The organism is Leclercia sp. (assembly GCF_036780805.1).
GTDB lineage: Bacteria > Pseudomonadota > Gammaproteobacteria > Enterobacterales > Enterobacteriaceae > Enterobacter.
This window is the reverse complement of record NZ_DAIQCE010000001.1, coordinates 1,196,450-1,213,499: the sequence shown is the minus strand read 5'-3', so window position 1 is coordinate 1,213,499 and position 17,050 is coordinate 1,196,450. Positions and strand designations below refer to the sequence as shown.

Below are 17,050 nucleotides of genomic sequence, written 5' to 3'. Positions count from 1 at the left end.
CGAGTCACCGGGAGGCACCCGGCACCAGGATCACAGTAAGCTGTATGTTTGTGCTGATTTTTTGCCTGCTTATAAAAGCAGGCTTTTTTTATTCGCGCTTCGTTAGTGATGCTATTATTTAATCGTGAACCAAGCCATCTCTACCTACCAGGGCTTCTGACTGGAAAGTAACTCTGCTCGACACAGAGGTATTCGGATGATGGCATTGCGTCATGTCTATCTACTTAAATTTCGAACTCATTTGGGCCTGCCGAAAAGCGGGCCTTTTTTTATTTCAGGCTCCCGGAACCCCCATCACAGGTCTTGTCGTAATTCATTCGGAAAGCCAGATCCTAAACCCCACAACACCCGCATTCCAGCGAGGTGAGAGATATGTCTCGTATGAGCAAACTTGTCACCGGAGTCGCCCTCGGCACCTCAGGAGGAACAATCCTGAACGGCGTCCTCACAAAACTGAGCCCTGACGAATGGAGCGCTATCGGCGTGCTGGCTGGTATTGCCGGGATAATCGTTACTGGACTCATTAACTGGTATTTCAAACGCAAAGTCGCCAATGCGCAGGTAAAGGCGCTTGAGAAGTACGGTCCAGCAGTCAAAGTCGGAGATGATTAAATGCCCATGACCAGTAGCCTGCGCAACAAACTCATCGCCGCTGCTGGTGGCGGTGCAATGCTGATCGCCTCTCTGTTTCTCGGTGGGCAGGATGGTGTGGAAGGACGGAAGTACGAAGCTTATAAAGACGTCGCCGGGGTATGGACTGTCTGCGATGGCCATACTGGCCGGGATATCGTGAAAGGGAAGAAGTATACCGACCGCGAATGTGATCAGTTACTGTGGAAAGACCTCCAGCCAGCAAAGCGAACGGTAGACAATCTGGTCAAGGTGCCACTGGGTGAATATCAACGCGCCGCCCTCTACAGCTTTGTCTTTAACGTTGGTTCGGACGCGTTCTCAAAGTCTATGCTGCTGCGCAAGCTGAACAAAGGTGATCACGATGGAGCGTGCGAAGAGATGCGGCGATGGGTTTACGCTGGAGGTATGAAGTGGAAAGGCCTCCAGAACCGTCGAGAGATGGAGCGATCCATGTGCCTGGCGGAGAACAGCAATGACTTTTGACTGGAAGCCTTTGCTTTTGCTGGTTGCGTTGATGGTATTCGGTGGGCTTGCGTTCTGGTTCTTCGGCAAAGCTGAAGATGAGCGTCAGCGCGCCGACACTGCCGAACATAACCTTAAGCTTGCGAAAGATATGATAAGCGATCTGCAAAAGCGCCAGCGTGACGTGGCAACTCTTGATGCGAAATACACGAAGGAACTGGCAAATGCCCGGGAAAATATTGATCAGCTTAAACACGATGTTGCTACTGGTAAGCGCCGGTTGCAGCTCAACGCCAACTGTGCCACAGACGGAGCGCCCTCAACCAGCGGCCTGGGCGATGCTTCCGGCCCCCGACTTACAAACTCCGCTGAGCGGGATTATTTCACCCTTAGAGAGCGGATCGACACCGTAACAAAGCAGGTGGGTTACCTCCAGGAATACATCGTTTCGCAATGCCTGAAGTAATCAATTGAGACTGTATTCTTACCCTACACATAAAAGAAAGCCCTTATGAGCAGGAAATCCGGGCTGCTTATAAGGGCATGCAAATGCATATCGTTACCCTTTCACCATAATTGCGCTGTCAGATGATCGGTATGGGAACAGTCTTAGAAACGAAGCCGCTTAACCTTCTGACAGATAAGTGGTTACACCCATTAGTGCAATTGGATATACGCTCGGTTAATACCAGAAAGGATGAAATGTAGTCTGGATGAGATAGTGAGGGGGAGATAAGGTGCTAGAAACAAAAAAGCCCCGGTGCGGGGCAACTTTGAGTCAAACTATTTTTCTTCTTATGTGCTTCTAGCTTTGATAGCGCGGGGACAATAGCACTTTCGTTAGAAATTGCTATTTATTTACAACTTTAGCGAAACATATACCCATAAAGCTGTCTTGCGCCTCGCTATCAAGGTATCCCCGGCCGCAGAAAAGGGTATCAGTATATCAATCTGAGAATAAAAAAAATGCCCTCCTCTTGAGGGCAAACGAGTCATACGTACTGTTCGTTCTTGTGATTTAACTGCACACGTGGTGTCAGTGCTATCTACTTCTGGAGATCCCTCTGGTGTTGTGGGGGCCTGCCTTTCACTTCTTTAAAGGCTGGCAAATAAGCCTATAACAACAAGCGCAAACTCTTGGCTTTAAGATTAGTCTCAGGTGCAGTCATCCGAATCTTGAATTGCCATAACAAACTAAGCCGCCGGAAAGAGCTGGTAGCTTTTCTAGTGTCATGACCATGGATAGTCCCATCATAATGGCTAAGTAAGAGGCAGGCTTGGTATAACGCGTTACTTTGAAGTGAATGCCGGGCAGCTGACACCACCCGGCCTGTGCTTACTACTGCAGTTCCTTTTCTTTTAGCTGTTCAACGTAAAAGTCATAACGTTTAAGGAACCACAGCCGGCAGTCTTCATCCATGTTGCCGGTAATTGCATCCGTGCAGAGGTGTCGGCCTTGCAAGCGCATCCGGGCAAAGCTACTGGCAAGAAAATCTAAATCCCGGGAAGACACGACACCCTTCTCACTTACTAACTGCATACATTCCTCCTCTGTTAGACCAACAAAAAGAAAAATGCGTCTGTTACAAGTATGGCTCAAAAAATCGTAAGCGCGCTCATTCAGGCCGCAACAGAGGCCTGAAATCGTAACAAAGCAACTAACTGACCTGCTGGCATATGTGCGTTAACGTACCTGAATCAAACCTCATCCCTGAGGCTCTGGCACAGTCTCTCCACTGGGCTTTAAGCATAGAGAATTCTCCAAGCCTCGCTTCTTGCCGGGCTTTTTTATCGCCATGACCATGGGCAGTCCCATGGTCATGGCTTTAGCAGTTATATCGAAACTACGCCCTGCAGGGGGGTAAAAGGAATAACACATGAGTAAACCGGACTGGGGCGTGCTTCAGCAACGGTTCCTGTCCGATCATGCCGAAACTGGCGTATCAGCGAAGGAGTGGTGTGAAGCGCAGGGACTGTACTACGCGACCGCACGTCGATATCTCAAAAGACCAACTGCGCAAAATGCGCAAACACCTGCGCAGAAGAAGTTGCGCATTGCGCAGACAGAAAAGTGCGCAGAAGAGCTGGTGGACGCCAAATTGAGTCCAAAGGTAAAACGCTTTATTGCTGAATACCTCAAGGACCAGAATGCCACAGCTGCAGCTGAACGAGCTGGCTACAGTGACCCCAACTATGGCCGCCAACTACTGGCGAATCCTAACGTTGCGCAGGCTATTGCGCAGCAGCAGAAAGCCTCCATAGAGCGCACTCTCGGCAGCGCCGATGAAGTCCTCGCGCAGATGTGGCAACTCGCTACCTTCGATGCAAACCAGCTTTCGCAATATCGTCGCGGCGCCTGCCGCTATTGCTGGGGCTTCGGTCATCACTATCAATGGCGCGACGCTGTTGAGTTTGACGAGGCTATCGCGAAGGTTGAAGGCAACGAACGTGCAAAACTCCCGGAAGACCCTGGCGGTTATGGCTATGACCACAATCGCGAGCCTAACCCTTACTGCCCACGCTGCAATGGCGACGGAATAGGGCAGCCATACTTCGCCGATACCCGAAAGCTCCCCCCTGATGCAGCCCTGGCTTACTCCGGTGTGAAGCTTGGGAAGAATGGCGTTGAGATAACGGCCATAAGCCGTGAGCGTATGTATGAAGCTGTGATGAAGCGCCTTGGACTTGCTGATAGCGAGTTTGCGCAGCGGATTCAGCAAATTGAAATCGAGCGCCGGCAGCTGGAGGTGGAGAAGCTCCGGAAAGAGCTGGCGGCCGATCCTGATGATGATGTCCCGGCACCAGTTGCAATCAACATTAACGTGGTAGACGCGAGGCTTCGTGATGATAGCGCCGACGCTTAATGTTCCCCAGGCGCGTTTCCTCGCTATGCCGCATAAGTTTAAGGCCTATGTCGCCGGGTTCGGTTCTGGAAAGACGTGGGTTGGCTGCGGCGGCATCTGCAAGGGAATGTGGGAGTTTCCCAAAATAAACCAGGGCTACTTCGCGCCGACCTATCCGCAGATCCGTGACATTTTCTATCCGACGGTCGAAGAAGTGGCTTTCGACTGGGGGATGAACGTCAAAATCAATGAGGGGAACAAAGAGGTTCACTTCTACGCCGGAAGCCAGTATCGAGGCACTACGATTTGCCGCTCGATGGAGAAACCTGGCTCTATTGTCGGCTTTAAAATCGGCAACGCGATGGTTGACGAGCTGGATGTTATGGCTGCCGCTAAAGCGCAGCAGGCATGGCGAAAAATCATCGCCCGTATGCGTTATAAGGTGGACGGCCTGCGCAATGGCATCGATGTCACTACCACGCCGGAAGGTTTCAAGTTCGTCTATCAGCAGTTTGTTAAAGCCGTACGGGATAAGCCTGAACTGGCGACGCTGTACGGGCTGATTCAGGCCTCGACATTCGATAATGAAGCGAACCTTCCCCACGATTACATCCCTTCGCTGATGGACTCCTATCCGCCAGAGCTGATTAAGGCGTACTTGCGTGGGCGGTTTACCAACCTGACCAGCGGCACCATCTATCACCAGTTCGATCGCCGGCTTAATGGCTGCACCGACGAGGAGCAGGCAGGCGAGCCGCTGTATATCGGCATGGATTTCAACGTTGGCAAGATGGCGGCCATTGTGCATGTACTCCGGGACGGGGAGCCACGGGCTGTTCGTGAGCTGGTGAAGGTCTACGATACCCCGGCGATGATAAAGCGTATTCAGGAGGAGTTCTGGCGCTATGAGGGCGGGCGTTACGTCGCCTCGCGTCAGATTTATATTTACCCCGACGCCTCCGGTGATTCGCGCAAATCGAACAATGCCAGCGCCACGGATATCGCGCAGCTCAAGCAGGCCGGATTCAGTGTGGTGGTGAATGCTGCCAACCCGCCGGTGAAGGATCGCATTAACTCCATGAATGCCATGTTCTGCAACGGTAACGGCGAGCGCCGCTACAAAGTTAACGTGACCCGCTGCCCGGTATACACCGACAGCCTTGAACAACAAGTGTGGGCGACGAACGGTGAGCCGGATAAATCAGCTGATAACGACCACCCCAATGATGCTGGTGGATATTACATCGTGAAGCAATTCCCGATCATCAAACCAACTGGCAAAGTCACTAACCTACGGATCTAACTCCATGCCTGATATTTCAACACCCAATCTGGACTATGGGAACATGGTGCAGGCGTGGGACATCAACGATGCTCTGATGGGCGGAACGCTGTATATGCGCCAGCTAGGTGAGGCTTATCTGCCGCGCTGGCCGAAAGAAGACAAAGAGGACTACAAAAAGCGCCTGGCTGTGGCTACGCTGTTGCCGGCATATGAGGAGACCATCAACCAGAACGTCGGACGAGTGTTCGCTGAGCCGATCCAATTGGGCGAGAACGTCCCGGATGCGCTGCGCGAATTTGCGAGGAACGTGGATCTTGAAGGTAGTCGCCTCGATGTCTGGGCGCAGGCGTTCTTCAGCCTGGCGATGCAGTACGGTCTGTCCCATGCGCTGGTGGACTACCCCCGGGTTGATGCCGAGCAGGTGAAGACCAAGGCTGATGAAAAGGCCACCGGAGCGCGTCCCTACGTAACGATGCTGAATCCCCGCCAGGTGATCGGCTGGAAGTCGAAGATGACCGGCGGCAAGGTTGCGCTCACCGAGTTACGCATCAAAGAGGTTGTGGTCGAAGACGGTGACGACTTCGGTCAGACGAAAGTCGAACAAATTCGCTACCTGACACCCGGGAAAGTGCAGATTTACCGCAAGGCCACTGGCGATAACGCCATAGTGAATTGGACGCTGCACGATGAATGGACAACATCGCGGCAGGACATCACCCTGGTCACGCTCTACACCAAGCGCACCGGTTTTATGTGCGGCTCACCGCCGCTGCTTAACATGGCACTGCTGAACGTCAAGCACTGGCAGAGCCAGAGTGAACAGGACAACATCCTGCACGTTGCGCGCGTACCAATACTGACTGTGTTCGGGCTGGAAGAGGGGCAGGAGCTGGTTATTGGCTCTTCTTCTGCGGCAAGCTTTAACGATCGTCAGAAACAAGGGCTCGAATACGTCGAGCACACAGGCTCCTCTATCGGCGCTGGTAAAGAGTCGCTGGCTGAGCTGGTGGAGCAGATGCGCCAGGCGGGCGCGAAACTGCTGCGCACCGATAACACCTCGACCAAGTCTGTTGACCAGACATCGGAAGAGAAGATGCAGGAGCAGTCGCCGCTATACACCATGGCAACCAGCCTGGAAGATGCGATCGACAACATCCTGCAAATCATGGCTGAGTACATTGGCGAGAAAGATGGCGGCAGCGTCGATGTACGCACTGAACTGGATGTTGAGTCGAAAGAGTTCAACCCTCCGGCGGCGCTGGCTATTCAATCGTTGCGCCAGGGGGGTGATCTCCGCCGTATTGACGCGATTAAGACGCTGCAGAAGCTCAACCTGATTGACGCTGACGCAGATCCCGATGTGGTGCTGAGCGAGTTACTGGCCGAGTCGGCCTCGTTGACCGAAACGTCACCGGGCGAGGTGTGAGATGGCCCGCTCCGTCAACGATCGCCTTCAGGACGAGACGATAGCGCACGGCCTGTATGTGAACCGCTACGGTACGGGCGTCGCCCGGCGCATGGTGGCGCTGCTGAGCAAGATGGATAATGACCTGGCGGCCAGACTGATGGTGCTGCTGGATGGCAAGCGTGCCGATACCTACAGCGCCCGCCGCCTGGCTTCTCTGCTGGCTGGCGTACGCGACCTGAATCAACAGGCCTACGAACCGGTCAATGATGCGCTGGCGCGGGAGCTGACCCGCTACGTTGAGTATGAGGCCGGGTATCAGCTGGACCTGTTCAACAGCATCATTCCGAAGCAGATCCTTAAGCATGTGCCGCTGCAGAGTATCGCCCCTGAGCAGGTTTACGCCGCAGCAGTGGCGCAGCCTTTCCAGGGGCGCTTGCTGAAAGAGTGGGGCCAGAAACTTGAAGCCGACCGGCTGGACAAAATCACTAACACTGTGCGCTCCGGGTTCCTCCAGGGCGAAACGGTAGAGCAGATTGTCCGGCGTGTTACCGGCACACCGAAACTCAATCGTGAAGACGGGGTGATCAACGCATCCCGGCGCGACTTGGCTGTGGTGGCCCGCACGGCGGTGAATCACATGGCCGCCACGGCGCGCCAGCAGTTCGCCCAAGCCAACAGCGATTTAGTGAAGGCCAAACAGTGGTCCTCCACGCTGGATACCCATACTAGTAAGGAGTGCATTATTCGTGACCGCAAATTATACTCGCTTGACGGTAAGCCTTTGGGACATCAGGTGCCATATCTGCGCGGCCCCGGCAAAATCCACTTCTGCTGTCGCTCCTGCGAAATCCTACTCACTAAATCGTGGGAAGAGCTGCAGATAGCCACAGGGGATCTGAGCAGTGCCACGCGCGCTTCGATGGACGGGCAGGTGCCAGCGCATACCAGCTATGCCGAATGGCTTTCCCGGCAACCGTACGCACGGCAAGAGCAGGCTCTGGGCGTTACCCGAGCGCAGATGCTGCGTGACGGTAAAATAACGGTGCCTGAGATGTTCAACGATGCCGGGGAGTTCCTGACCCTGGACGAGCTTCAACGCGCAGATGCGCTGGTGTTAAAAGGATAATTTATGCGTAACGAAGATTTACACCACGTTGGAGACGGGCGCGGTAAGCGAAAGGTGTTTGTGAACGGTAACGAAATCAAACGCTTTGTTTGGGCAGATGTTAGGCGAGGCATCTTATGTTTTCACCCATATCCATTGCGTATTCACAAGCGAAAACGGGATGAGGTTTATACACGTTTGCTTCGTGGCGTGATAACCATCCAATACATTTAACAAGCTGCCTCCGGGCAGCTTTTTTATGCTTTCCATCTTTAACAGGCTGCCCCCGGGCGGCCTTTTTTTATGCCTGCCGCTGAGCGGATGCGACGCGGTGACCGGGTCGGATGACCCATTACCAATGGCCGGAAGGCTGGAGCAAAACAATGAAACTCAAACTTGATGCCAACGGCAATGTGGTCGTTGAAAACGGTATGCCTGTGTATGTCCATGATGACGGCAAAGAGATCCCGTTCGATGCGGCCGCAGCGATGACCAAAATCACATCTCTGAACGGTGAAGCCAAAACTCACCGTGAGGCGAAGGAGCAGGCGGAAGCCAGTCTCGCGAAATTCGCTGGCATCAGCGACCCGACCAAGGCGCTCGAAGCCCTGGAGATGATGACCAAAATCGACCAGAAGAAACTGATCGACGCTGGTGCCGTTGACCAGGTTAAGGCTGAGATCACCAAGGTTTACCAGCAGCAACTGGACGAAGCGAACGGCAAAACCAAGCAGCTGGAAACCCAGCTCTACGACGAGATGATCGGCGGCCGCTTCGGTGGTTCGAAATTCATCTCCGAGAAGATGGCGATCCCGGCTGAGTTCGTGCGTTCCCACTTTGGGCAGAACTTCAAAATCGAAGATGGCAAGGTCGTGGCTTACGACGGGCAGGGCAATAAGGTGTTCTCCCGAACCAAACCCGGTGAACTCGCTGGCTTTGACGAAGCGCTGGAATCATTGGTCGAGTTGCATCCGCAGAAAGACTACATCCTCAAAGCGTCCGGCAACAGCGGCGGTGGCTCCCACCAGTCGCAGCATCAGGCCGGGCAAAAAACCATGAAACGCGGTGCGTTTGATTCCCTGGATAACGCTGGCAAACAGGCAGCGCTGAAAGACGGCGTCAGCATCGTCGATTAAATCTAAAGGAGCCATAAATGGCAGGCAATACTCTTACTGGTCTGATCCCGACCATCTATACCGCGCTGGACGTAGTGTCCCGAGAGCAAACTGGTTTCATTCCTGCTGTAGCGCGTGACGCGAAAGCGGATGCTGCTGCAAAAGACCAGACCGTGCGTGCGCCAGTCGCACCCGCGGCCACCACTGAAGACATTGTCCCAGGGCCGTCAGCGCCTAATACCGGTGACCAGAATATCGGTGGTGTGGACGTCAAAATCACCAAATCCAAAATGGCCCCGGTGAAATGGAATGGCGAAGAGCAACTGGCGCTCGGCCCGGCCGGAACCTACAACACCATTCTGGCCGATCAGTTCAAACAGGCGTTCCGCGCCCTGGCGAATGAAGTGGATGCCGATCTCGCTGCACTGTTCCTCAACTCCTCCCGCGCGGTTGGCGCGCCGAAGGATACTCCGTTCAGTATCAAAGATGATCTGACCGATGCGGCGCTGGCCCGCCAGATTCTGACCGATAACGGCGCACCAACTACGGATATGCGCATGGTGCTGGGCGGCGAAGCGATGGCTTCTATTCGCGGCAAGCAGTCCGTACTGTTCAAGGCGAACGAAGCTGGTACCGACCAGCTGCTGCGCGAAGGTGTTATCGGTCGGATCATGGGCTTTAACCTCCACGAGTCCTTCAGCATTAAGCGCACCGCGAAAAGTTCTGCGGCTGGCTATAAGGTTAACGGCGCCAAGAAAGAGGGCGACATCATTGTTGCTATCTCTGCTGGCACAGGCGGTATTGCTGCTGGCACGGCAGTGAAATTCGATGGCGATGACAACCAGTATCTGGTCGTGGCGGCCACTTCTTCCAGCATCACCATCAGCTCGCCGGGCCTTCGTCAGGATCTCGCAGACCAGGCCGATGTCACCGTGCTGAGCGAATTCACGCCAAACATGGCGTTTGACCGCGGGGCATTCCTGCTGGCCAGCCGTACCCCGGCGATGCCGGAAGGTGGCGATACTGCTGATGACGTCATGAACGTGACCGATCCGGCTTCCGGCATTACGTTCCAAGTGGCGCTGTACCGTCAGTACCGTCAGGTGCGTTACGAAGTCGGTCTGGCATGGGGTGTGGCTGCTGTGGCACCGCGCCATTCCGCGATCATCATGGGTTAACCAATGGGGCCTCGGCCCCTTTGTTATTCAGGAGGCCCAATGGCCGGATTAACTAAAGAGCAGCGCGCGCAGCGTGAGGCTGAAAAGCTTGCGGCGCAGAACGATGTTGAACATGCACCTATCCAGCAGGACCAGCAGCAGGACCAGCCTGGCATTGAGCTGGTGGCTATGGTGCGTGACGTGCCAGAGTTTCCCGGCGGCCCGCTGAGCGCTAATGTTCACCCTGCCGAAGTGGATAACTGGCTGGCGCTGGACTGGCGTCTGGAGGAATGACCATGCTGGTTGCCGACCCCAAATCGCCTGACTTCAACAGCTACGCCAACGTTGTCGACCTGCGCGCGTTTGCGGCGGGGCGCGGCTACACCGTTCCTGCCGATGACGGAGAGTGCGGCCAGATGCTGATGCAGGCCATGGACTATCTGGAAGGGAAGAGCTGGCGGGGCCAGCGCACCACCGCTTCACAGCCACTGTCGTGGCCACGCTCGGGCGTACGCTTTGATGGCGTTTACCTGCCGGATGACACCATCCCGCAGCGCCTGGTTGACGCGCAATGCCGCCTGGCTATCGAGTCGCAGGAGATTGACCTAACGCCTTCGGTTGCTGGTGGCGGGGCGGTGATTATGGAGCGTGTCGAGGGTGCGGTAACCGTTCAGTATGAGCCGGGCACGAATAAGGCCGCGCCGTCATTCCCGTGGTTCTATTCATCGCTGCGCGGGCTGGTGGTGGGCGGCAATCAGATCCGTATCGAAAGAGGGTGATATGCCAATCGACTATCGACGCATGCGCGCGACGGCGACCCGGCTGCTAACCGAGAACGGGAAGGCCTACCAGCTTACCCGCGGCGGCGGAACTATCCGCGATCAGTTCGGGAAAGAGGTCACCACCCCGGCAATTACCGCGACTGTTACTGGCGTTATCACTGAGTACTCCTCCCGCGAAATCGACGGCTCCCTGATCGCCACTGGTGATAAAAAGTTGGCGGCCACGTTCGAAACGGAAGTGCGCATTGATGACCGCATCGAAATCGACGGCAAGAAATGGCGCGTGGTGCAGCCGAATCCGGTTAAGCCTGCCGATGTGCTGATTTCCTATAACATCCAGCTGAGGGCGTAAAGATGGCCGGAACTGTTAATCAGCCGTTTCTGGCTGCCATTCAGTTGTTCGTGGATAGCTCCAAGCAGGAGATGGACGAGGTGGTTCGCCGGACGGGTATTAAAATTCTCGGGCGCCTGGTCGAAATGTCCCCGGTAGGCCAACCGGATATCTGGCAGGTCAACCAGACTGCGACGGCGTACAACACTGCAGTGCGGGAGCATAACGCGACCCTGCGTGATGATCCTGCCAACATGACCAAATCAGGACGGCTTAAGCGCGGCCTGCGCGTCAATGACTCAATGGACATCAAAAAGCCTGATGGCTATGTCGGTGGGCGGTTCAAAAACAACTGGTATGTGGGCTTTGATAGCCAGCCGACCCAATCCAACGATACACCAGACGCTTCCGGTCAGGGTTCCAACTCTCGCGGGATGGCGGTGCTGGAGGTGTTCAGGGTAGGGCAGGTCAGCTCGATTTACTTTACCAATAACCTGCCTTACGCCCGACCCCTGGAAGAGGGCCACTCCGGCCAGGCTCCGGGTGGGATGGTGCGAGTTACTGCGCTGGACGCCGCGCAGCTGTTCCGCGAGGCAATGAGCGAGGTGCGCAATGGCCGGTGACCAGTCAATAAGGATCGCTGACCTGCTGGAAGGTCGTATCGCGGTTATCTGCTCCTCGCTCGGGCTGCCAGTGGCCTGGCCGAACCTCGCGTTTACTCCCCCTGACGATTCGCCGTACGGACGTGTTTATGTTCTGCCGGCGCAAACCGTGGGGCAGGATTTGGAAGGCCAGCTGCGTACGTACCAGGGCATTCTCCAGCTCAATATCATCGCTCCTGCCGGCAGCGGAGTGACCCTGGCCCGAGGGCTGGCAAAGTCTGTTGCCGATGCCTTCCCCGAAGGCCTGCCGCTGGTGAATGGTGACCTGACTGTATACATCAACGGCCCGCCGCAGGTGCGCACGCCGATACAGGATCGCCCAACGTCAGCACCCAACGGCAGTAGCGGCTCCATAACCTACACCACCCCCATCAGCATGCAGTATCGCGCTGATTACTGACCCGCCGCCTGGCCGGTTTTTTATTACCTCAATTCAGGAGAATGCAATGGCATTCGCAATCCCTAACGGGTCACGTGTGAACGTGGCCAAGGCCTATCTTGCGCCGATTGTCTTCACTGCAGCCTCGAACGCGACGGAATGCGAACTGACCGTTGCCCCTGCTGCAGGGCTCCTCGCGGGTGATGTCGTCCAGGTCAGTTCTGGCTGGCTGAAGCTCGATAACATGGTGCTGCGCGTTAAATCGGTGACCGGCACCAAAATCGTACTGGAAGCCTTCGATACCACCGACACCAAGAAATTCCCGGCGGGCACCGGCGCGGGGACTCTGCGCAAAGTCGACTCGTGGATCACCATGCCGCAGGTTATGACGCTGTCCACTGAGGGTGGCGACCAGCAGACTACCTCCATCCAGTTCCTGGAGGATGATAAGGCCCGTACCATTCCGACGTTCAAAAACGCGGTGATTCAGGTCTATACCTTTGCTCACGACCCGTTGCTGGCGATCTACAAACGTCTGATTGACCTGGATGACTCCAGTGATACCACAGCGGTCTGGTTCCACAACCCGCGCGGCAAAGCGGATCGTTACTATTCCGCCAAGGTATCCTTCCAGCGTGTGCCGCGTACCGAAATCAACGCCGTGGAAAGCAACGAAGCGCGCATGAACTTCGAATCGGATATGCAGATTTACCCGATCGCTGATTCCTCGGCTGTGCCGCTGGCGTTCCTGACTGACTTGCCGGCCACCAAAGCCCTTGCAGTTGGCGCTGCGCTGGACCTGGCTGTGGTTATGCAGGGCGGCTCTGCGCCGTACACCTATGTGTGGAAGAAAGGCGGCACGGCTATTCCGGGCAAAACCGCTTCGACGTTCAACATCGCATCGGTCGCATCCGGTGATGCTGGTTCATACACCTGCGAAGTTACCGACGCCGCCGGCAAGACACTTACCTCTGCTGCGTGCACCGTCACTGTCAGCTAACCATTCATGCCCGGTTCGCCGGGCTATTCTGAGATGAATCAATGACCCAATTCTCCCTGATCCCGAGCCCAACGTTTCCCGCTACCGCCAGCATCCCACAAGCCGGGAAAGAAGACGGCAAACTGACCTTCACCTTCCGCCATAAAACGCTTGAAGAACTGCGTGCTCTGGACGAGCAACTGCAAAAAAAGGCCGATGGCAAAAAAGCCCCTATCGCGCCGCAGGCCGACTATCTGATGGAAATCGTCGAAGGCTGGGCGCTGCCGGACGAGTTCACCCGCGATAACGTGATCGTCCTCCTGCGGAACTATCCGCGCGCGTTCGACAGCATCGGCCTGGCCTACACCAAAGAGCTGATGGGCATCCGCGAAAAAAACTGAGGCAGGTCGCCGCAGCGATGTATACGCCGGGACCGACACTCGCGGAGTTAGCCGCTTTTGGTTTAACGCCTGAGGACGTGGAGGAAGAGGTGGGGATCCTGCCATCCATATGGGAGGCCTTTACCGTCTTCTCCACGCTGGCGACCCAATGGCGCGTCGGCGCGAGCGGTGCGACCGGACTTGATTACAACGTTCTCCCCTGGGTATTTCAGTTGCACGGGGTTGAGGATGCGGCGGCCTGCATGGCTGATATTCGAATCATGGAAAGCGAGGCTCTCAAAGTGATGCATAAGGAGACGGCCTGATGAATGACCAAATCGCCTCGATCACATTGCGTGCTGACGTATCCGATCTGAAAACGGCCAGCAATGAACTGGATAAACTCGGTGAAGCCGCGGCGGGCGCCGTAGGTAAAGCCGATGACCTTAACAGCGTATTCCGCGCAGGCGCTGAGTCTGCGAAGCAGGGCAGCGAAGGTCTCAAAGAGCAACAGACTGCGCTCAAAGGCCTGCTGGAGAATATCGACCCGGTCACCAAGGCGCTGAATCGCCTGGACGAACAGCAGGCTGCCCTGCGTAACTTCCAGACCAGGGGCTTTCTGGATACCGATACATTCCAGGCCTATAACAAGATTCTGGATGACACCCGGCTGAAGCTGACCGACACCGGCGAGGCAGCAGCGAGGGCCCAGGTCGAGCTGGCCGCCACCCAGGCTGCTGAGAAGCAATCTGCCGCACTAAAGAACCTGCTGGGGTCCATCGACCCGACGATCCGCGCGTTCAATTCCCTGGATGAGCAGCACGCGCAGCTGGTGGCGCACTTCGAGTCAGGGCGCATCAACAGCGCGCAATTCGAGCACTTCAACACCATCCTCAACCAGACGCGTGAACGGCTCTCTGGCGTGGCTGACGTACTGCCTGAGGCATTATCGCGGCAGGAAGCGGCTGCGCGCCGTGCCGGCATATCGGTGGGCCAGTACAGCGCGGCAATGCGTACGCTACCGGCACAGTTCACCGACATCGCCACGCAGCTTGCTGGTGGGCAGTCTCCGTTCCTGATCCTGCTCCAGCAGGGCGGGCAGATTAAAGACCAGTTTGGCGGAGTCAAGGGGGCACTCACTGGGGTTGGTGACTACCTCCGCACAATGATTAGCTTCGTTAACCCACTGACCGTTGGGATCGCTTCACTGGTCGTGGGGGCCGGGGCGATGGTGACAGCGTGGTACCAGGGCAGCCAGGAAGCGAGTGAATTTAATCGGCAGTTACTGCTGACCGGGAACTACACCGGAAAAACATCCGCCGACCTTGCCAATATGGCCCAGCGCATTGGTGGGAGCACCGGTAAAATATCTGCTGCGGCGCAGGCCCTTGCTGCCGCGCTGGGCACCGGTGCATTTAAGGGCAATGCCCTTGAATCAGTAGCAGCCTCAGCCGTGGCAATGCAGCGCGCTAGCGGGCAGGCTATCGATAAAACTATCGCTGATTTCAAGCGACTTGCTGATGACCCAGTCAAAGCTTCAATCGCCCTGAATGAGCAATATCACTATCTGAACGCAACCATTTACGATCAGATTGTTGCTCTCCAAAAGCAGGGGGATGCAACCGGGGCGGCGAAACTGGCTATCGATACTTACGCCAGCACCATGAAGAGTCGCACGACCCAGATTAAGGAAAATTTGGGGGATATCGAGCGACTGTGGAAAGCGATTAAGGATTCAGCTGCATCAGCTTGGGATCAGATGCTCAACGTGGGGCGCCAGGTCACGCCTGAGGATACGCTGAAGGGGCTTAGAGAGCGACTTAAGGCGCAGCAAGAGACGCTAACCACGTTACAGAATAGCGCTGCAGCAAGCCCCGATTACGGGTTTGGGCGTCAAAGCAGCAACTTTCAGGATGCCGCTGCCGCTCAGCGCCGCAAGGATCAGGAAGTGCTGGTAGCTTCGACCAGGTCGCAAATCAGCGCCTTAGAGAAAACCCTGGCCCTGGAGAGCGATATTTCCGCTGCCAAAGGCAAGGCTGCTGAGGATAATCAACGTGACCTTGAGGCGTCGCAGCGTCGCAATGCGAACCTTGAGCAGTATGAAACCAACGCCATGAAGCGGGCTGCGGAACTTAAAAAGCTCGCGGCAGATAGATCACGGTACTCTGAGGCTGAGTATCAGATGGTGAAGGCTGGCATTGAGAAGCGCTACGCTGACGCCAAAACCCCTAAAACTCCGGCGACTAAGATTGATACCGGCACGCGCAGTCTCGATAGTACAAATGCTGAAACCCTTTCATTACAGGCTCAGCTGAAAACGCTGCAAGACCATCGCGACCTGAACGACGTGATCAGCCAGCAGCGCAAGCAGCAATGGGAACTGGTGTCGAAATTCAGCATCTTGGAAGAGGCATCAAAGACTCGAGCGTTATCCAATGATGAACAATCCCTACTGTCTACCAAAGACCGCGCGCTGGCTCAGGCCGAAGTAAACGCTGGTCTTGGTGATCAGATCATGATTCAGGAGCGGCTGAACCGCTTGCAGGATAGCTCTCAGAAGTACGTTACCCAAATGGCCGAGAAAACGGCGGCTCTTAGGGATAGCGCTGGGTTAAGTGGCAGGCAAGCGCAGCGTCTGCGGGAAGAGGCGCAGATCCGTCAGGGGTGGCTGAATGGCGGTGGTAAGCTCGAAGATGCTGGTTACGAGAAGGAGTTAGCGGCGCTTCGGAAATATTATGCTGAAGAAGATAAGCTGCGCGGCGACTGGAAATCAGGCGCAATCAGCGGATGGAGTGAGTATCTGGACGCGGCTACCAATACTTACGACGCCGTTAAGAACGTAGCCAGTTCAACGCTGACTGGATTGTCTGACATGCTGACAGATCTCATGATGACAGGGAAAGCCTCCATCAAAGAGTTTGGCAAATCGATGCTCAAGATGATACTGGATGTGACAAACCGCCTGATGGTGGCCTATGCGGTTCAGGCTGCTATGGGATGGATAAGCGGCGGCGCTGGTGGTGGTTCAACCCCAGGCGGGGCTTATGCCAATGCCGCCTCTGGTGTCACGTTCAACGCAAAAGGCGGCGTGTATGAGTCTTCAGGCCTCAGTAAGTATGTGAATGGCGTTTACGACTCTCCTCAGTACTTTACGTTCCAGGGGGCGTCGAAGTTTGCTAAAGGCGGCGTCTTCGCTGAGGCTGGTGCTGAGGCAATCATGCCGCTGACGCGTGATTCCGCCGGGCGGCTCGGTGTCAGGGCGCAAGGTGGAGGTGGTTCGCAGCCACAGGTCAATATAGACATCTATGTGGACAATAAGGGCAATGCGTCATCAACCACGTCCGGTGATGGGAGTGCTGCCGCCAGGGCCTTAGGAAAGGAAATTGAAGCCAAGGTGACTGAGATCCTGGCGAGAGCTGCCCGAAGCGATGGGTTGCTCGGCAGGCAATTCCAGTCAAAGTAATAGCCTGACTCTGCTCCTGAGGCAGTAATATCACCCGTAACTGGTTACAGCAACGCATCCCCTGGT

The 17,050-nt window shown here is 55.7% G+C and carries 20 protein-coding genes; 19 read left to right on the top strand and 1 reads right to left on the bottom strand.

Annotated features, from left to right (window positions below; translation table 11 throughout):
* Positions 1–372 precede the first annotated feature (372 nt).
* The 3 genes from V7Q49_RS05625 to V7Q49_RS05615 are packed head-to-tail and all read left to right on the top strand — an operon-like array spanning position 373 to position 1,561.
* Positions 373–612: a class II holin family protein gene (locus V7Q49_RS05625; protein WP_103179204.1), complete on the top strand. Its 240-nt coding sequence runs from the start codon at positions 373–375 to the stop codon at positions 610–612.
* A gap of 6 nt (positions 613–618) precedes the next feature.
* Positions 619–1,116 carry a lysozyme gene (locus V7Q49_RS05620; protein ID WP_333849763.1) on the top strand — a complete coding sequence of 166 codons (498 nt, stop codon included), beginning with the start codon at positions 619–621 and terminating at the stop codon, positions 1,114–1,116.
* The gene (locus tag V7Q49_RS05615; RefSeq protein ID WP_333849762.1) at positions 1,106–1,561 is read left to right on the top strand and encodes a lysis protein; all 456 of its coding nucleotides are present in this window, start codon (positions 1,106–1,108) and stop codon (positions 1,559–1,561) included. The genes V7Q49_RS05620 and V7Q49_RS05615 overlap by 11 nt, the downstream gene beginning before the upstream one ends.
* A gap of 873 nt (positions 1,562–2,434) precedes the next feature.
* Here V7Q49_RS05615 and V7Q49_RS05610 read toward each other — a convergent pair.
* Positions 2,435–2,635, bottom strand: coding sequence for a glycogen synthesis protein GlgS (locus tag V7Q49_RS05610; protein WP_333849761.1), 201 nt, complete (start codon positions 2,633–2,635; stop codon positions 2,435–2,437).
* 337 nt (positions 2,636–2,972) lie between these two features.
* Here V7Q49_RS05610 and V7Q49_RS05605 point away from each other — a divergent pair, with 337 nt between their 5' ends.
* The 16 genes from V7Q49_RS05605 to V7Q49_RS05530 all read left to right on the top strand — a co-directional run bounded on the left by V7Q49_RS05605 (position 2,973) and on the right by V7Q49_RS05530 (position 16,984).
* Entirely contained in the window at positions 2,973–3,959 is a 987-nt protein-coding gene (locus V7Q49_RS05605; RefSeq protein ID WP_333849760.1) for a terminase small subunit, read from the top strand.
* The gene (locus V7Q49_RS05600) at positions 3,937–5,241 is read left to right on the top strand and encodes a terminase large subunit domain-containing protein (RefSeq protein WP_333849759.1); all 1,305 of its coding nucleotides are present in this window, start codon (positions 3,937–3,939) and stop codon (positions 5,239–5,241) included. Before V7Q49_RS05605 ends, V7Q49_RS05600 begins: the two co-directional genes overlap by 23 nt.
* A gap of 4 nt (positions 5,242–5,245) precedes the next feature.
* Positions 5,246–6,649 carry a DUF4055 domain-containing protein gene (locus V7Q49_RS05595; protein WP_333849758.1) on the top strand — a complete coding sequence of 468 codons (1,404 nt, stop codon included), beginning with the start codon at positions 5,246–5,248 and terminating at the stop codon, positions 6,647–6,649.
* A gap of 1 nt (position 6,650) precedes the next feature.
* Entirely contained in the window at positions 6,651–7,757 is a 1,107-nt protein-coding gene (locus V7Q49_RS05590) for a phage minor head protein (protein WP_333849757.1), read from the top strand.
* Positions 7,758–7,760: 3 nt separating this feature from the next.
* Entirely contained in the window at positions 7,761–7,970 is a 210-nt protein-coding gene (locus V7Q49_RS05585) for a hypothetical protein (protein ID WP_333849756.1), read from the top strand.
* A gap of 149 nt (positions 7,971–8,119) precedes the next feature.
* Positions 8,120–8,872, top strand: a complete 753-nt coding sequence (locus V7Q49_RS05580; protein WP_333849755.1) for a DUF6651 domain-containing protein — start codon at positions 8,120–8,122, stop codon at positions 8,870–8,872.
* Between the two features lie 17 nt (positions 8,873–8,889).
* Positions 8,890–10,029, top strand: coding sequence for a P22 phage major capsid protein family protein (locus V7Q49_RS05575; protein ID WP_333849754.1), 1,140 nt, complete (start codon positions 8,890–8,892; stop codon positions 10,027–10,029).
* Between the two features lie 39 nt (positions 10,030–10,068).
* Positions 10,069–10,302 carry a hypothetical protein gene (locus V7Q49_RS05570; protein ID WP_333849753.1) on the top strand — a complete coding sequence of 78 codons (234 nt, stop codon included), beginning with the start codon at positions 10,069–10,071 and terminating at the stop codon, positions 10,300–10,302.
* Between the two features lie 2 nt (positions 10,303–10,304).
* Complete coding sequence (locus V7Q49_RS05565; protein ID WP_333849752.1) at positions 10,305–10,787, top strand: DnaT-like ssDNA-binding protein; 483 nt, start codon at positions 10,305–10,307, stop codon at positions 10,785–10,787.
* 1 nt (position 10,788) lies between these two features.
* Entirely contained in the window at positions 10,789–11,142 is a 354-nt protein-coding gene (locus V7Q49_RS05560) for a hypothetical protein (protein WP_212478100.1), read from the top strand.
* Between the two features lie 2 nt (positions 11,143–11,144).
* Positions 11,145–11,744 (top strand): hypothetical protein, encoded by a 600-nt coding sequence (locus V7Q49_RS05555; protein WP_333849751.1) that lies wholly within the window; start codon positions 11,145–11,147, stop codon positions 11,742–11,744.
* Positions 11,734–12,183, top strand: coding sequence for a DUF4128 domain-containing protein (locus V7Q49_RS05550; protein WP_333849750.1), 450 nt, complete (start codon positions 11,734–11,736; stop codon positions 12,181–12,183). The genes V7Q49_RS05555 and V7Q49_RS05550 overlap by 11 nt, the downstream gene beginning before the upstream one ends.
* A gap of 46 nt (positions 12,184–12,229) precedes the next feature.
* The gene (locus V7Q49_RS05545; RefSeq protein ID WP_333849749.1) at positions 12,230–13,162 is read left to right on the top strand and encodes a phage tail tube protein; all 933 of its coding nucleotides are present in this window, start codon (positions 12,230–12,232) and stop codon (positions 13,160–13,162) included.
* A 41-nt stretch (positions 13,163–13,203) separates the two neighbouring features.
* Complete coding sequence (locus V7Q49_RS05540; RefSeq protein WP_333849748.1) at positions 13,204–13,542, top strand: phage tail assembly chaperone; 339 nt, start codon at positions 13,204–13,206, stop codon at positions 13,540–13,542.
* A gap of 17 nt (positions 13,543–13,559) precedes the next feature.
* Positions 13,560–13,847 carry a DUF1799 domain-containing protein gene (locus V7Q49_RS05535; RefSeq protein ID WP_333849746.1) on the top strand — a complete coding sequence of 96 codons (288 nt, stop codon included), beginning with the start codon at positions 13,560–13,562 and terminating at the stop codon, positions 13,845–13,847.
* Positions 13,847–16,984: a phage tail tape measure protein gene (locus V7Q49_RS05530; RefSeq protein WP_333849745.1), complete on the top strand. Its 3,138-nt coding sequence runs from the start codon at positions 13,847–13,849 to the stop codon at positions 16,982–16,984. Before V7Q49_RS05535 ends, V7Q49_RS05530 begins: the two co-directional genes overlap by 1 nt.
* Positions 16,985–17,050: the final 66 nt, after the last annotated feature.

Bases quoted from the DNA above. Each gene is read 5' to 3' on its own strand.
- V7Q49_RS05625 (WP_103179204.1), top strand. From the start codon at position 373: ATGTCTCGTATGAGCAAACTTGTCACCGGAGTCGCCCTCGGCACCTCA.
- V7Q49_RS05620 (WP_333849763.1), top strand. From the start codon at position 619: ATGACCAGTAGCCTGCGCAACAAACTCATCGCCGCTGCTGGTGGCGGT.
- V7Q49_RS05615 (WP_333849762.1), top strand. From the start codon at position 1,106: ATGACTTTTGACTGGAAGCCTTTGCTTTTGCTGGTTGCGTTGATGGTA.
- V7Q49_RS05610 (WP_333849761.1), bottom strand. From the start codon at position 2,635: ATGCAGTTAGTAAGTGAGAAGGGTGTCGTGTCTTCCCGGGATTTAGAT.
- V7Q49_RS05605 (WP_333849760.1), top strand. From the start codon at position 2,973: ATGAGTAAACCGGACTGGGGCGTGCTTCAGCAACGGTTCCTGTCCGAT.
- V7Q49_RS05595 (WP_333849758.1), top strand. From the start codon at position 5,246: ATGCCTGATATTTCAACACCCAATCTGGACTATGGGAACATGGTGCAG.
- V7Q49_RS05590 (WP_333849757.1), top strand. From the start codon at position 6,651: ATGGCCCGCTCCGTCAACGATCGCCTTCAGGACGAGACGATAGCGCAC.
- V7Q49_RS05585 (WP_333849756.1), top strand. From the start codon at position 7,761: ATGCGTAACGAAGATTTACACCACGTTGGAGACGGGCGCGGTAAGCGA.
- V7Q49_RS05580 (WP_333849755.1), top strand. From the start codon at position 8,120: ATGAAACTCAAACTTGATGCCAACGGCAATGTGGTCGTTGAAAACGGT.
- V7Q49_RS05575 (WP_333849754.1), top strand. From the start codon at position 8,890: ATGGCAGGCAATACTCTTACTGGTCTGATCCCGACCATCTATACCGCG.
- V7Q49_RS05570 (WP_333849753.1), top strand. From the start codon at position 10,069: ATGGCCGGATTAACTAAAGAGCAGCGCGCGCAGCGTGAGGCTGAAAAG.
- V7Q49_RS05565 (WP_333849752.1), top strand. From the start codon at position 10,305: ATGCTGGTTGCCGACCCCAAATCGCCTGACTTCAACAGCTACGCCAAC.
- V7Q49_RS05560 (WP_212478100.1), top strand. From the start codon at position 10,789: ATGCCAATCGACTATCGACGCATGCGCGCGACGGCGACCCGGCTGCTA.
- V7Q49_RS05555 (WP_333849751.1), top strand. From the start codon at position 11,145: ATGGCCGGAACTGTTAATCAGCCGTTTCTGGCTGCCATTCAGTTGTTC.
- V7Q49_RS05550 (WP_333849750.1), top strand. From the start codon at position 11,734: ATGGCCGGTGACCAGTCAATAAGGATCGCTGACCTGCTGGAAGGTCGT.
- V7Q49_RS05545 (WP_333849749.1), top strand. From the start codon at position 12,230: ATGGCATTCGCAATCCCTAACGGGTCACGTGTGAACGTGGCCAAGGCC.
- V7Q49_RS05540 (WP_333849748.1), top strand. From the start codon at position 13,204: ATGACCCAATTCTCCCTGATCCCGAGCCCAACGTTTCCCGCTACCGCC.
- V7Q49_RS05535 (WP_333849746.1), top strand. From the start codon at position 13,560: ATGTATACGCCGGGACCGACACTCGCGGAGTTAGCCGCTTTTGGTTTA.
- V7Q49_RS05530 (WP_333849745.1), top strand. From the start codon at position 13,847: ATGAATGACCAAATCGCCTCGATCACATTGCGTGCTGACGTATCCGAT.